At 71.9% G+C, this 14,067-nt stretch carries 14 protein-coding genes; 12 read left to right on the forward strand and 2 right to left on the reverse strand.

What is annotated here, in order from left to right:
• Positions 1-22 precede the first annotated feature (22 nt).
• From JCO01S_RS09875 to JCO01S_RS09905, 7 genes are all read left to right on the forward strand, one after another.
• Positions 23-592, forward strand: a complete 570-nt coding sequence (locus JCO01S_RS09875; RefSeq protein WP_068254641.1) for a TetR/AcrR family transcriptional regulator — start codon at positions 23-25, stop codon at positions 590-592.
• Positions 589-927, forward strand: a complete 339-nt coding sequence (locus JCO01S_RS09880; protein WP_068254645.1) for a DMT family transporter — start codon at positions 589-591, stop codon at positions 925-927. Before JCO01S_RS09875 ends, JCO01S_RS09880 begins: the two co-directional genes overlap by 4 nt.
• The gene (locus JCO01S_RS09885) at positions 924-1,244 is read left to right on the forward strand and encodes a DMT family transporter (RefSeq protein ID WP_068254648.1); all 321 of its coding nucleotides are present in this window, start codon (positions 924-926) and stop codon (positions 1,242-1,244) included. Before JCO01S_RS09880 ends, JCO01S_RS09885 begins: the two co-directional genes overlap by 4 nt.
• 8 nt (positions 1,245-1,252) lie before the next feature.
• Positions 1,253-2,440, forward strand: coding sequence for an MFS transporter (locus JCO01S_RS09890; protein ID WP_245634395.1), 1,188 nt, complete (start codon positions 1,253-1,255; stop codon positions 2,438-2,440).
• Positions 2,441-2,577: 137 nt separating this feature from the next.
• Positions 2,578-4,374: an SPFH domain-containing protein gene (locus JCO01S_RS09895; RefSeq protein ID WP_068254658.1), complete on the forward strand. Its 1,797-nt coding sequence runs from the start codon at positions 2,578-2,580 to the stop codon at positions 4,372-4,374.
• Entirely contained in the window at positions 4,371-5,753 is a 1,383-nt protein-coding gene (locus JCO01S_RS09900; RefSeq protein WP_218002255.1) for an SPFH domain-containing protein, read from the forward strand. Before JCO01S_RS09895 ends, JCO01S_RS09900 begins: the two co-directional genes overlap by 4 nt.
• 158 nt (positions 5,754-5,911) lie before the next feature.
• Entirely contained in the window at positions 5,912-6,289 is a 378-nt protein-coding gene (locus JCO01S_RS09905) for a nuclear transport factor 2 family protein (protein WP_068254662.1), read from the forward strand.
• Positions 6,290-6,346: 57 nt separating this feature from the next.
• Here the strand turns inward: JCO01S_RS09905 and JCO01S_RS09910 are convergent, their stop codons facing one another.
• Both JCO01S_RS09910 and JCO01S_RS09915 read right to left on the reverse strand, forming a co-directional pair.
• On the reverse strand, positions 6,347-7,201 hold the full coding sequence (locus tag JCO01S_RS09910; protein WP_068254665.1) for a CoA transferase: 855 nt from the start codon (positions 7,199-7,201) through the stop codon (positions 6,347-6,349).
• 153 nt (positions 7,202-7,354) lie between these two features.
• A complete protein-coding gene (locus JCO01S_RS09915) occupies positions 7,355-8,746 on the reverse strand; it encodes an HNH endonuclease signature motif containing protein (protein WP_068254668.1) in 1,392 nt (463 codons plus the stop codon).
• A gap of 91 nt (positions 8,747-8,837) precedes the next feature.
• Between JCO01S_RS09915 and JCO01S_RS09920 the strand changes: the two genes are divergently transcribed.
• From JCO01S_RS09920 to JCO01S_RS09940, 5 genes are all read left to right on the forward strand, one after another.
• Positions 8,838-9,521, forward strand: a complete 684-nt coding sequence (locus tag JCO01S_RS09920) for an IclR family transcriptional regulator (protein ID WP_245634396.1) — start codon at positions 8,838-8,840, stop codon at positions 9,519-9,521.
• A 95-nt stretch (positions 9,522-9,616) separates the two neighbouring features.
• Positions 9,617-11,980, forward strand: coding sequence for a cytochrome P450/oxidoreductase (locus JCO01S_RS09925; protein WP_068254672.1), 2,364 nt, complete (start codon positions 9,617-9,619; stop codon positions 11,978-11,980).
• Positions 11,981-12,079: 99 nt separating this feature from the next.
• Positions 12,080-12,814, forward strand: a complete 735-nt coding sequence (locus tag JCO01S_RS09930) for a dienelactone hydrolase family protein (protein ID WP_068254673.1) — start codon at positions 12,080-12,082, stop codon at positions 12,812-12,814.
• Positions 12,811-13,710, forward strand: a complete 900-nt coding sequence (locus JCO01S_RS09935) for an NAD(P)-dependent oxidoreductase (protein ID WP_068254678.1) — start codon at positions 12,811-12,813, stop codon at positions 13,708-13,710. The genes JCO01S_RS09930 and JCO01S_RS09935 overlap by 4 nt, the downstream gene beginning before the upstream one ends.
• Positions 13,697-14,067 (forward strand): glycerate kinase (locus tag JCO01S_RS09940; protein WP_174521070.1); only part of this gene is annotated, 371 nt, incomplete at its 3' end. The genes JCO01S_RS09935 and JCO01S_RS09940, both read left to right, overlap by 14 nt.

Genomic DNA, 14,067 nt, shown 5'->3' on the forward strand with positions numbered 1-14,067 from the left:
GCCAACCGGTATAGTTAGGTCGATGAGCACCGACCACGGGCACCGGCCCTCCTCCCGCGAGAGCATCCTCGCGGCCACCGCCGAGCACCTGCGCGGGGGCGGGACGATCTCGCTGGACTCCGCGGCCCGGGCGGCTGGGGTGACCAAGCCGGGGCTGATGTACCACTTCGGCACCAAGGAGGAGCTGATGTCGGCCCTCCTGGACCACCTGATGAGCCGCTACGAGGTCGACCTGCGCCGCCGTCTCGCGGGTACCGACGAGGAGGCCGACGTCGCCTCGGTCGACGTCCGTACCCGGCTGCGGGCCTACGTCGACTGGGTGTGCGAGACCTCCTACGACGTCACCGACCTCGTGATCTTCACCGACCCTCGGCTGCGCGAGTCACTCACCCGCCGCTGGAGCGAGCGGCTCGAGCCCTGGCTGGCCATCCCCACCGGGACCCCCGAGGAGGAGCACGCCCGGCTGCTCGCCGCCCGCCTCATGGCCGACGGACTGTGGTTAGACGAGGCCAGCGGTGTCCTGCCCCTCCCCCGCGCCAAGAAGCGCGCCGTCGGCGACGTCGCCCTCGATCTCATCGGGGCGGCCCGATGAACTGGCTCCTGCTCGCCGTCGCGATCGCCTCCGAGGTCAGCGCCTCGCTCTCCCTCCAGGCCGCGGTCGAGCAGCCGGCCTGGTACGCGGTCGTCGCCGCCGGATACCTCGCCTCCTTCGCGCTGCTGTCCCTCGTCCTGCGCCGCGGCATGCCCCTCGGTGTCGCCTACGGCATCTGGTCGGCCCTCGGCGTCGCCAACACCGCTGTCCTCGCGACGCTGCTCTTCGGCGAGGCGATGACGGTATGGAAGGCCGCCGGCATCGCCCTGGTCATCCTCGGCGTGCTCACCGTCGAGCTCGGGTCGCGCGGCAGCCACCGGAGCGAGACCGCATGAGCTGGCTCCTCCTCATCGGCGCCGTCTCGTGCGAGGTCGCCGGCACCCTCTCGCTGCGCATGGCCGCCCTCGGCGACAAGCGCTGGTACGCGGCGGTCACCGCCGGTTACCTCGCCGCCTTGGGGCTGCTCGCCGCCACCCTGACCACCGGGATGGGCATCGGGATCGCCTACGGCATCTGGGCCGCGCTCGGCGTGGCCCTCACCGCCCTGGCCTCCCGTGCCCTGTTCCGGGAGGCGCTGACGCCCACGATGCTCGTGGGGATCGCCCTGATCATCCTCGGAGTCCTCGCGATCGAGCTCGGGGCGGCACACTGATGACCACCATGGACCCCGCCCCCCAGCCCACCGGATCGGTGTGGACCAGACCCGGCATGCCCCTGCTGCTCACCGCGACCTTCCTGGGCTTCGCGGGCTTCGCCGTCCTGATGCCGGTCGCCCCGTTGTGGGCGGTCCGCGGCGGCGCGGGCGAAGGGGGTGCCGGCCTGGTCAACGGCGCCCTCCTGCTCTTCACCGTGCTCACCCAGATGTTCGTGCCGGGGGCGCTGCGCCGGTTCGGGTGGGGACCCGTCCTGGGCGCGGCGATGGTCCTGCTCGGCGCGCCCGCGCTCGCCATGGCCGCCATCGACGACCTCTGGGCGATCCTCGCGCTCTCGGCGGTGCGGGGCATCGGCTTCGGCATCCTCACCGTCACCGGCAGCGCCGCCGTCGCCGAGCTCGTCGAACCCGCCCGACTCGGGGCCGCCGTCGGCGCCTACGGCTTCGCGATCGCCGGGCCGCAGATCGTGCTGCTCCCCTTCGGTCCATGGGTGGCCGAGACCCTCGGGTACCTGCCGGTCTTCCTCATCGCCGGGGCACCGCTGCTCGGCATCGTGCCCGCCGTCCGGCTCGGCCGGCTCATGGCCTCCCGGCCGGCGGAGGAACCCTCCGAGGAGCGCGGCGCCACCGACACCGGCCGCGCCGCGCTGACCCTGCTGCGCCCGATGGCCCTGCTGCTCGGGGTGACGCTCGCCGGCGGGGCGGTGCTCACCTTCGCCCCGCAGATGATCGACACCGCCTGGGTCGCCGTCGCGGCGCTGGCGCTCATGGAGCTCATCGCCGCGATCGTGCGGTGGTACATCGGCGGGGTCTCGGACCGCTACGGCGCCGAGCGCTTCCTCACCCCACTCGTCATCGTCACGGTCTTGAGCATGGTCGCCCTCGGCTGGGCGCTCGAGGCGCGCTCGCTGCCCGTGCTCCTGCTCGCCTGCGCGCTGCTCGGCGTCTCCTACGGCGGCCTGCAGAACCTCACGCTCGTGCTCGCCTTCGCCTCCGTCGCCCGCCGCCACACCGGACTGGCCAGCTCGGTGTGGAACATCGGCTTCGACCTCGGCTCCGGCCTCGGCTCGGTACTCGTCGGCATGATCGCGGCGGGCACCGGCTTCCCGGGGGCCATGCTCGTCACGGCTGGCGCGGCGCTGCTCACGCTGCCGTTGGCGCTGCGCCGGCCCGGCCCACGGCTGCAGCCCTCCTGAGCGGACCTCCGCCGGCCCCGTGAATGGGCAATGGTGCTCCCCCTTCGCCATGGGTGGCTGTGAAACACTTCACGGGACATCAGGCAGACACTCAGTCGGAGGGGAAGAGTGGTTTGAGCACGCGCACACAACAGTTCATGAATGCCGCGCGGCAGGTCGCCGGCGGGACCGGCGTCGGTGAGGCGCTCGGCGACGCGGCACAACAGGCGATGGGCGGCGAAGGGGGTGCCCCCGGTTTCGACCTGAACGAGCGGGACTTCCCCTCGGCCGGAGGCGAATCCGGCTCACCCGGCACGCAGATCAATGCCGACCACGTCCCGCTCGACGAGGCCGCGGAGCGACTCAGCCGCAGCCACTACGACATGGGCGCCAGCGGCCCGGTCCACGTGATCACCCCGATGGTCATGCCCAAGGGCCGCAAGCTGCGGGCGATGCTCCCGGTGATCCTGCTGGTCATCATCGGCATCGCGGGCTCGCTGCTGCTGCTGCCCTTCGACGGGATGACGCTCGGGGTCTTCGGGCCGCACTTCTGGGTGCTCGTCGTGCTCCTCGCCGCCTTCATGTGGTGGCGGCAGGGCATGGTCATGGTCCCCGAGGGGTGCACCGCGCTCATCAGCCGCTTCGGGAAGGTCGAGGCCGAGGTCGGTCCCGGCCGGGTGACGCTGCTCAACCCGTGGAAGCGGGTCTCCTACATCGTCAACACGACCCGGGAGTACCCCTTCAACGCGCCGATCCGTTCGGCCCCGACCAAGTCCGGCGTCCAGGCCTCGGTGGACCTCTTCCTCCAGTTCCGGATCGTCAACGCGCGCGAGTTCGTCTTCGTCCTCGGTGCCGTGCAGGGCTTCCAGGACAAGCTGAACAACGCGATCTCCGAGACCACGCGCAGCCTCATCTACGAGCAGGAGGCCTCCGGCATCTACGACCTCGTCGGCGAGAGCACCGTGGGGCTGCTGGAGCAGCTCAACGCGCAGTTCGCCCCGGCGGTCGAGCTGACGACGGCCAACATCACCCACGCCGAGCCCTCCGCGCAGGAGTACCGGATGGACCTGGCCGCCCCGGAGATGATCCGGGTGGCCAAGGAGGCCTACACCTACGACTACGAGCTGAGCCTGAAGAAGGAGCAGAACGAGGGTGACCTGAACAAGGACCTCGCCTCCCTCAACGAGAACCTCTCCGCCATCCAGGCCGACGTCGCCCGGTACCAGGCGCAGATGGACACCGCGCTGGAGCGGGAGACCAACCGGGCCGACGCCCTGGCGCGGCAGCGCTTCGTCGAGTCCGAGTCCACCGCCAACGCCAATGCGGCACTGCTCGAGGCCCAGGCGCTGGACATCCGCGCGCTGAGCGCGGCGAAGGCACCGGAGATCCTCGACTACCGCTACCAGCAGGACATGCTGGAGAAGATGGAGTCCCTCGCGGACTCGCTGCCGCAGATCGTGCGTGTCGGGCAGGAGTCCGACGGGGTGGACTACCTGGGCATCGCCCGCGAGCTGGTCGGCGGTCAGGAGCGCAAGCTCTTCACCGAGGCGGACATGGACGCCATCCGGGCCCGCGAGTCCGACATCGCCGACCGGGTCGCCACCCGCGAAGGGGAGATCGGCGACCTGCTCGAAGCGCCCGAGGAGACCGACGTCGAGATCGTGCCGGCCTCCGAGACCACCGGCGACGCCGAGGGTCAGGAGCGCCTGGACCAGATCCGCCAGTCCGTCACCGACGAGAGCGTGGCCGCCCAGCTGGAGGAGGTCAGCTCCACCGGCGACGATGAGGCGCAGGTCGACGAGGAGCAGGTCGACGAGGAGCAGGACGAGGTGACGGCGGCCTTCCCGCCGCCGCCCGGCGAGGCGCCGCCGGCGCCACGACACGCACCACCGCCGCCCCCTTCGCCGGAGGCACCGCAGACCGAGGAGACCCACGGGGAGGGTGAGCAGGCATGAGCGAGCAGGTGATGGAGCAGGCAACGCGCGCGGTGCGTGGCAGCGGGATGAGCTCGATCAAGGAGGTCGTCTCCGGGTGGGGCGACGTCGCCCGGCTGCTGCGCGGGGGTCACGACGGCGCACTCGTGCCGGTCGTCATCCCGAAGGACAAGCGCGGCATGCGCTGGACCTCGCTGATCTGGTTCGGGCTGTGGGCCCTGCTCAGCGGCTTCTTCCTCTTCATCGGTGACCACGGTGCCCTCGGGGGTCTGTCGATCCTCGTCGCCGTGCTCGCCTTCCTCCTCGCGGCGCTGTGGTGGTGGCGCTCCTCGATCGTCGAGATCGAGGAGGGCACCGTCGGGGTGCTCACGAAGTTCGGCGCCATCAGCGGACCGGGCCTCTCCCCCGGGCGTCACTACCTGTGGCACCCGTGGGCGCGCGTGGCCTACGTCGTCGACGTGACGACCGAGATCCCGTACACGGCACCGGTCCTCTCCTCGCCGACGCACGAGAACGTGCCGCTGAAGTCGATCGAGTTCTTCCTGCGCTTCCGCATCGTCGACGCGACCCGCTTCGTGCAGACGATCGGCGCGGGCAACTTCGACCTCGTGCTGTCCAACACGGTCCAGGACGCGATCCGGCAGCGCAGCCGGCAGGTGCACACCGAGAAGGCCTACGACCTGCGCGGCAGCGACGTCAAGGACATGCAGGAGCTGCTCAACCGTCAGCTGACCCGCTACGGCGTGCAGATCATGGGCTGCAACATCCCCGACGTGCAGCTGCCGGACCAGTACCGCGAGCACCTGGCCACCCGGGAGCGGGTCGCCAAGGAGCTGACCGCCTACGAGAAGGAGTGGGAGCTGACCCGCAAGCGGCGCATCGACACCCTCCTCATGGAGATCGAGCGCTCCAAGAAGGTCCGCGGCGCGAAGGTCGTCGAGGTCCAGGCCGCGCTGAACAAGGCGCGCGAGGACGTGGCCCAGATGCTCGAGGAGCGCGAGACCGAGGCGCAGAAGGTCCGCTACGAGATCGAGACCCGGGCCCGGACCAACCTCGTCGCCGCGCAGGGTGAGGCCAAGGCCCAGCAGCAGCTGGCCACCGCCTACCGCGACAACCGCGCGGTGCTGGAGTACGAGCTGGCCCGTCGGCGCCTCGACGTGGGTGCCAACCTCGCCGAGAACGCCCCGCGCCCGGTCATCGTGCACACCGACGCCGGGTCCGGCGAGACCTCCGCGCTCTCCACGCTGCTCATGGCGCAGCTGCTGCCCCAGCTCGGCACCTCCGGGGCGAAGGGGGCGTCCCACACCCCCAAGCAGGTCACGAGCACGGCCAGCGGCGATGACGTCGCGGCCGAGGCCGCCCGGGCGCTGCGGGAGCAGATGGGGCAGGGCGAGGAGTAGGCAGGACTCCGGAGCCGGGACTCCGGAGAGCAGTCGGCGGCGCCCCTCGGTGATCGGGGGGCGCCGCTGTCGTCGGCTCTGGCCGCGGTACGCGAGCGCGCTCGGACGCGCTGGGCTACCTCTACCCGACGACTCCAGCGCAGGAATATGTTGGTCCCATGTTCCGTGAGGCAGTTGAGAACCAGGACATGGACGCCGTCGACGCGCTGCTCGCACACGACGTCGTCTTCCGCAGCCCCGTCGCGCACACCCCCTACCCGGGCAAGGCGATCACCAGCGCGATCCTGCGCGCTGTCGTGGAGGTTTTCGAGGACTTCCACTACGTGCGGCAGCTGCGCGACGGGTCCGAGGAGGCCTACGTCTTCGAGGCCAAGGTCGACGGCCTCGACATCACCGGGTGCGATTTCCTCACGCTGGACGACGAGGGCAAGGTCGTCGAATTCATGGTGATGACCCGCCCGCTCAAGGCCACCCAGGCCCTCGCCGCCCGGATGGGCGAGCGGTTCGAGGCGATCAGCCAGGCTGCCGCCGGGTGAGCTCGGGCTCCTCCACCGCAGCGGCACTCCCCCTTCGCCCTGAGGGCGGCCCCCCGGTCAGCCGGCGTCGCCGGTGACCGCGACGAGCGGGACGTCGTGCTCGGTGGCCCAGATCTCCCAGTCGGCGGCGCTGCGCTCGGCGAAGACCTGCGCCAGCCGCTCGTGGGTGCACTCCTCCTGAGCCAGGCCGAGGGCCTCGAGCAGGCCCGTGGTGAAGTGCGGCTCCAGCGCGGCCAGGGCCACCCGCCCCTCCAGCGCCTCGTAGATCGCGTACACGGGCAGCGCACCACCGAGCAACCGGCCGGGACCGGTGAGGCCGTGACGGACCGGGCCGGACATCGTCTCGGCGAGGTCCGAGAGGGGCACCTCCCGACGGACCCCCTCCCCGAGCCGGGCCCGGGCGACGAGCGCGGCCGCGGCCTCCGCCGCCGCACGCTCGGCCCCGCTGAGATCCACGACGAGGGTCGAGGGCATCCGCCCGTCGGCAAGCATGCCCGCGCCCGCCTGGTACGTCAGGTCGTGACCGGCGGTCTCGGCCCGGTCCCCCGGGTAGCCGACGATGTCGACCTGACAGACCTGCGGGTGCCGCGAGTGCACACTCGCCCAGTCCAACCCCAGCCGCTCCAGGGCCGACGGGCGCGAGGAGGTGACGAAGACGTCCGCACGCGCCAGCACCTCGTCGACCTCGCCGCGTCCGGTCTCGTCCTTGAGGTTGACGTAGCGCAGTTCCTGACCGGCGTGCAGCTCCTCGAAGTACGCCGCCTCGAACTGCTGCATCGGGTCCCCCGACGGCGGCAGCACCGTGGTCACCGATGCCCCCAGGGCCGCGAGACGGGCCACGGCGGCGGGCCCCGGCAGGTTGATGGCGATCGAGACGACGTGGATGCCCTCGAGGGGCTGCTGGGAGGTCATGCTGCTCGCTTTCGTCGAAAGGGCCTGCCCGGGTGGCGACTGCTCGCCCTCACGATAGGCAGAACCAGGGCGCACTGCGCCCGCGCCCCGCCAGGGGCGGACCGGGGCATGCCGCGGTGCCCGGCCGGAGTGGCCGGGCCCGGGGCGGGGTCGCTACAGATGCCAGGTGACGCCGCTGCCCGTGACCGTCGCCGTCGCGTCGAGCCGGTGCACCTTGGTGTGGTGCTGCTGGCAGAGCAGTGCCGCGTTGTCGATGTCGGTCCCGCCGCCGCGGGACCACCAGTCGACGTGGTGGGCGTCGCACCACTGCGGCGGCATGGTGCACCCCGGATAGGTGCAGCCGGCATCACGCAGCCACACCGCTCGACGCTGGCCGGGGGTGAAGAACCGTACCGAGCGACCCATCTCGAGGATCTCGCCCTCTTCCCCGAGCACGACGGGGAGGATGCCCGCCTCGCAGGCCATCCGCCGGACCACCGAGGGCGCCAGGACCTGCCCGGTCATGGTCACGCCCGCACCGTGGACCCCGTCCGCCCGGAGACCACCGCCGTGGACGCCACCGGTCAGCGCCGGATGGTGGCGCCGCAGCTCCTCGAAGCCATCCGACCCGCTCCCGAAGCCGGCGAGCCACTCCAGCCCGCCGAGCAGCGCCCACAGCGGGATGGTCACGTGCACCTGCGCCTTCTGCGACGTGGTGACCTCACCCGGGGAGGCGACGCCTCGCCCGACGATGTCCACGAGGGCATCGGCCCGACGCTGCGCCGCGGACCTGAGGTCCGGCTCCCCGTCCTCGCCCTTGACGGGCTCGCTCAGGGCGGCCAGGGCCGAGTCGAGCACCGCGGCGCCCTCCGGATCGAGCAGGAGCCGGTAGCGGCTCATGCCCGCGGGCCCCTCGCTCTTGTACAGCGTCCGTCCCCGGCGGGCCCGCTCCTCGTCCTTCTCCAGGTCCTTCTCCGGCTTCAGCAGTCGGCTCGTGCGGCTGATCGCGACCGCCAGCTCGCGCTCGCTCATCCCGTGCACCCGCTCGCTCGCCCGCTCGTCAGGGCCGGCGGGCAGGACCGTGTCGCGGGCCCCCTCGAGCAGCGTCGAGAGCATCCCCGCAAGCATGTCCGGATCCGCCACCCGGGAGACGTCGGACTCGAAGCGGATCAGCTGGTCCGCCTTGCCGAGGGACAGGTCACCACCGGTGAAGGCCTCGGTCACGTCGGCGACCCGGCTCTCCCCCTTCGCCACCCGCAACGCGGAGGAGACGTGCCGTCGCGGCGGCTCCGGAGCGTCCTGGCCCTCGCACCGGTTCACCCAGTCCTGCGGTGACCACGACTGCTCCGCCGGGATCCCCCGCTGCACCCCCTCACGCACGAGCGCCACCTCGGCCACGTCCGCGAGCTGGCGCAGCGCCCCGATGGTGCTCAGCCCGAGCTCCACCTCGTCGTCGGCCAGCCGCCAGGCGTCCTCGCCACTCCCACCGAAGACCATGCAGCGCAGCGCATCCCGCAACCCCGGGAGGACCCCGGTGTCGCGGTACTCGATCGGCTGCGTTGCCATGGATCAAGACTCCCACCGACCCCCGACAACGCTCCCGGGGACGGCCGACCTGCGTAGACTCCGGTCGACCCGATTCGAAGGAGACCTCGCGGTGCCCACCGACATCCTCCAGACACTCGACCGCGGCCTGGAGGCCGTCGAGCTGATCTCGAAGCGCACCGCAGGCATCTCCCCCGCCGACCTCGCCGAGGAGCTGGGGGTGCACCGGGCGGGCGCCTACCGCATCCTCGCGACGCTGGAGCACCGCCGCCTGGCGACGAAGGGGGCGGACGGCCGGTATCGCCTCGGCAGCGGCGCCGTGGTGATCGGCGAGCGCTTCATGAACCAGTTCCGGGCCGCCGCCCAACCCGTCATCCAGGACCTGGCCGACCGCACCTCGTGCACGGCCTTCGTCGCCATCGCCGACCGGGACGAGGCCGTCGCCCTGGCCGTGGCCGAGCCGGCCGACCGGGCGAGCATCGGGATCCGTTACCAGGTCGGCGCCCGCCATCCGCTGCGGCACGGCGCGGACGGCATCGCCATCCTCGCGACCCGTCCGGAGCTGGCCGACGACCCGGAGCCGGTGCGGCGGGCCCGTCGGGACGGCCATGCCATCTCCGACGGACAGGTCCAGCCCGGGGCCGCCGGCATCGCCATCGGCTCCGACCCCGCGGAGCTGGGCGACGTCGAGGCCTCCGTCGGGGTCATCCGCCTCGGTCACGCGGAGGACCTGGACGTGCCCCGGCTCCTCCCCCTCGTGCGCACGGCGCAGGAGAGCCTGCTCCTGACGTACTGAGCCCCGGCCACCCTTGACCGGGAGCACGACCACATCTAGATTTGTGCGCTAAACGCACATTGATCCTCTTTCAGCGCACAAGGGAGTGCCTCTCGATGACGAGCACCATCGACTCCGGCAGGGTCTCCCCGACGGGCTGCCCGGTCTCCGGGGCGGCCGCCGACTTCGACCCCTTCAGCGACGGGTACCAGCAGGACCCACCCGCCTATGTCGAGTGGTCCCGGGAGTCCGAGCCCGTCTTCTACAGCCCCCGGCTCGACTACTGGGTGGTCACCCGCTACGAGGACATCAAGGCGATCTTCCGGGACAACGAGACCTTCTCCCCCGCCGTCGCCCTGGAGAAGATCACCCCCACCAGTGCCGAGGCCGAGCAGGTCCTCGCCTCCTACGACTACGGCATGAACCGCACCCTCGTGAACGAGGACGAGCCGACGCACATGACCCGTCGCCGGGCGCTCATGGAGCCCTTCTCCAGCGAGCACCTGGCTCCCCACGAGCCGATGGTCCGCCGCCTCGTGCGCGACTACGTGGACGCCTTCGTCGACGACGGCCACGCGGACCTCGTGGACCAGATGTTCTGGGAGATCCCGCTGACCTTCGCCCTGGAGTTCCTCGGCGTCCCGGACGAGGACAAGCCGATGCTGCGGCGCTACTCGGTGGCCCACACCGTCAACACGTGGGGGCGGCCGGCACCCGAGGAGCAGGTCTCCGTCGCCCACGCGGTCGGCAACTTCTGGCAGTACGCCGGCGGCGTCCTGGAGCGGATGCGCCAGGACCCCGAGGCCCCCGGGTGGATGCAGTACGGCATCCGCAAGCAGCGCGAGCTCCCGGAGGTCGTCACCGACTCCTACCTGCACTCGATGATGATGGCGGGCATCGTCGCGGCCCACGAGACCACCGCCAACGGCATCGCCAACGCCGTGAAGCTGCTGCTGCAGCACCGGGAGGTCTGGGAGGCGATCTGCGCCGACCCGAGCCTCATCCCCAACGCGGTCGAGGAGTGCCTGCGCCACAACGGGTCCCAGGCAGCCTGGCGCCGCGTGACGACGAAGGACACCGAGGTCGGCGGTGTGGCCATCCCCAAGGACGCCCGCATCCTCATGGTCTCCTCCTCCGGCAACCACGACCGGCGACGCTTCGAGGACCCCGAGCTGGTCGACGTCCGTCGCGACGACGCCGTGGAGCACCTGACCTTCGGCTACGGCGCGCACCAGTGCCTCGGGAAGAACATGGCGCGCATGGAGATCCAGATCATGCTCGAGGAGCTGACCGCCCGGCTGCCCCACATGCGGCTGGCCGAGCAGGACTTCGACTACGTGCCCAACACCTCCTTCCGCGGCCCCAAGCACCTGCTCGTCGAGTGGGACCCCACCGCGAACCCGGAGCGGCAGGACGCCTCGGTGCTGACGCCGCGACTCGAGGTCAACGTCGGTGAGCCCACCGAGACCCACACGAGTCGCCCCATGCGCGTGGTCGCGGTCGAGGACGCCGCCGAAGGCGTCCGGCACATCACCCTGGCCAGCGACGACGGCAATCCCTTGCCGGCCTTCACCCCCGGCGCGCACATCGACCTCGAGTGCGGCGACACCGGCATCACGCGCCAGTACTCCCTCTGCGGTCCCGTGCCGGCTCCGGTACAGCCGGCAGGGTGCCCGGTACCCCACACCCCCCGACCGGAGACCTACGAGATCGCCGTGCTGGCGGAGCCGGAGTCCCGCGGCGGCTCGACGTGGGTGCACTCCGACCTGCACGAAGGGGGCGTGGTCACCGTCCGCGGTCCCCGCAACCACTTCCGCCTGCCGGACTCCCCGGAGCGGCTGGTCCTCGTCGCCGGCGGGATCGGCATCACCCCCATCCGGGCCATGGCCACCTGGGCCGCCCGCGAGGATGTCCCCTACGAGCTGCACTACCTCGGCAGGCAGCCTTCGACGATGGCCTTCCTCGAGGAGCTGCGCGCCGAGCACGGTGAGCGCCTCCACGTGCACTGCAGCCGGGAGGGCAACCGCGCCGACCTGACCGCCCTCATGGCCGAGAACGACGCCGACGCCCGCGCCGGCCGGGTGCACGCGTACGCCTGCGGACCGCAACGGATGATCGACGAGCTCGCCAAGCAGGGCGAGGACTGGCCGGAGGGCGCCCTGTTCTTCGAGCACTTCGCCTCCCAGCTGGGCGCGCTCGACCCGGAGCAGGAGCACGAGTTCACGGTGCTGCTCTCCGACTCCGACCGGGAGCTGACGGTGCCGCGCGATCGCACGGTGCTGGACTCCCTTCGCGAGGCCGGTCTCACGATCCCCTCCAACTGCCAGGAGGGGCTGTGCGGCACCTGCGAGGTCCCTGTCCTGGATGGCGACGTCGACCACCGCGACGTCGTGCTCACCGGGGCGGAGCGCCGGGAGGGCACCCGCATGATGACCTGCTGCTCCCGGGCAGCCGGAGAGCGGCTCGTCCTCGGACTGTAGCGTCCAGCGCCCACGGGTGCCGTGTCGCCCGGCACAGCACGCGCAACGGCACGGACGGACACGACCTACCTGGGGTGCCCCGGCTGGCAGGATGAGGACATGACGGACCCCACGCCCGATCGCGAAGTCAGGATCACCGTCGAGGACGCCGATCTGCCGGCCCAGCTGTTCCTCCCACCCGGCGGCAGCGGACCCGGCGTCCTCCTGCTGCAGGAGATCTTCGGGGTGACCGGCTACATCCGCTCCCGCGCAAGGGATCTGGCCCACCTCGGGTACGTCGTCCTCGTGCCGCAGACCTACTGGCGCCAGGGCAGTCCCGTGATCGACGAAGGGGAGGGCGGTCTCGAGCAGGCGATGGGCACCGCGAACTCCCTGGACTGGGAGCGCACCGTCGCCGACACCGTGGCCGCGGCCCGCGCGCTGCGCGGGCTGTCGGAGACGACCGGCCGCACGGGAGTCATGGGCTTCTGCTTCGGCGGCGGCCTCGCCTGGGCGACCACGGCGAGGCTCTCCGACGAGGGGGACCCGCCGGCCGCGCTCCTGGCCTACTACGGCTCGCAGATCCCCACTCTGATCGACCTCGCCGACCACATCGACTGCCCGCAGCTGCACCACTGGGGCTCGGCGGACCAGTTCATCCCCGCCGAGGGGGTCGACGCCGTCGAGCGAGCGGTCACGTCGGCCACGGACAGCACCTTCTGCCGCCACGACGGCGCCGGGCACGCCTTCGACAACCCCTCCCCGACCTTCCACCACCCGCAGTCCTCGGCCCGGGCGTGGGAGACGACGACGAAGTGGCTGGGTGAGCACCTGGGAGCAGCGGTCGCGCGATGACCGCGATCACCTTCATCGGCCTGGGCGTCATGGGCTCCCCCATGGCGCTGAACTTGCACGCCGCCGGGTACGAGGTCCGGGCACACACCCGCACGGCCACCAAGGCCGAACCACTCCGGGCGGCCGGGGGCACCATCTGCGGATCGGTGGCGGCGGCCGTCGCGGGCACGTCGATCGTCTGCCTGTGCCTGCCGGACACCCCTGACGTCGAGGAGGTCCTCCGCGGCGAGGACGGGGTGCTCGGGTCCGCGGAGCCGGGCACGCTCGTCATCGACTTCTCCACGATCCGTCCTGATGCCACGCGCGAACTCGCGCAGGAGGCACGCGAGCGGGGGCTGCGGTTGATCGATGCACCCGTCTCCGGCGGCCAGGCCGGTGCCGAGGCGGGCACGTTGTCGGTGATGGTCGGCGGCGAGAGCTCGGACGTGGCCGCCGCCCGCAAGGTCCTCGAGGCCGTCGGCCGGACCGTGGTGCACGTGGGCCCGTCCGGCGCCGGCCAGGCCGTCAAGGCCGCGAACCAGCTCGTCGTCGCGGGCAACATCCAGGTTCTCGCCGAGGCCGTCGTGATGCTCTGTCAGCAGGGGCTCGACCTCGGCCCGGCGCTCGACGCCCTCGCCGGAGGGCTCGCCGGGTCGGCGGTGCTCACCCAGAAACGGGCCAACCTCGTCGAGCACCGTTTCGAACCCGGCTTCCGGATCGACCTGCACGACAAGGACCTTCGCATCGTCACCGACACCCTCCACGAGTCCGGCACCACCGCCCCGGTCGCCTCGCTGCTCGCCACGCTCGTGTCCCAGGCGGTCGCCGACGGGGACGGCGACCTCGACCACTCCGCCCTGCTGCGCGGCGTCGAGCGGCTGAACTCCCTGGACAAGAGCCCGGATGCCGACCGATGACGAAGGGGGCCTTCCCCGCCCCACCGTCCTGCTCGCCCCCGACAAGTTCCGCGGATCCCTGACGGGACCCGAGGTGGTGGCGGCCGCGAGGGCCGGCGCCGAGACCATCGGCTGGGAGGTCATCGGCCAGCCGATGGCCGACGGCGGCGAGGGGATGCTCGACGCCTTCGGCGGTGCCAACCGCACGAGCGAGGTCACCGGGCCGGCCGGCAACCCGGTCCGGGCGCAGTGGCGCCTCGCCGACGGTGTCGCGGTCATCGAGAGCGCCCGCGCCTCGGGCCTGGAGCTGGCGGGGGGCGGCGAGGCGAATGACCCGATGGCGGCGACGAGCCGGGGCACCGGCGAGCTCGTCGCCGA

The organism is Janibacter corallicola NBRC 107790 (assembly GCF_001570965.1).
GTDB classification, from domain to species: Bacteria; Actinomycetota; Actinomycetes; order Actinomycetales; family Dermatophilaceae; genus Janibacter; species Janibacter corallicola.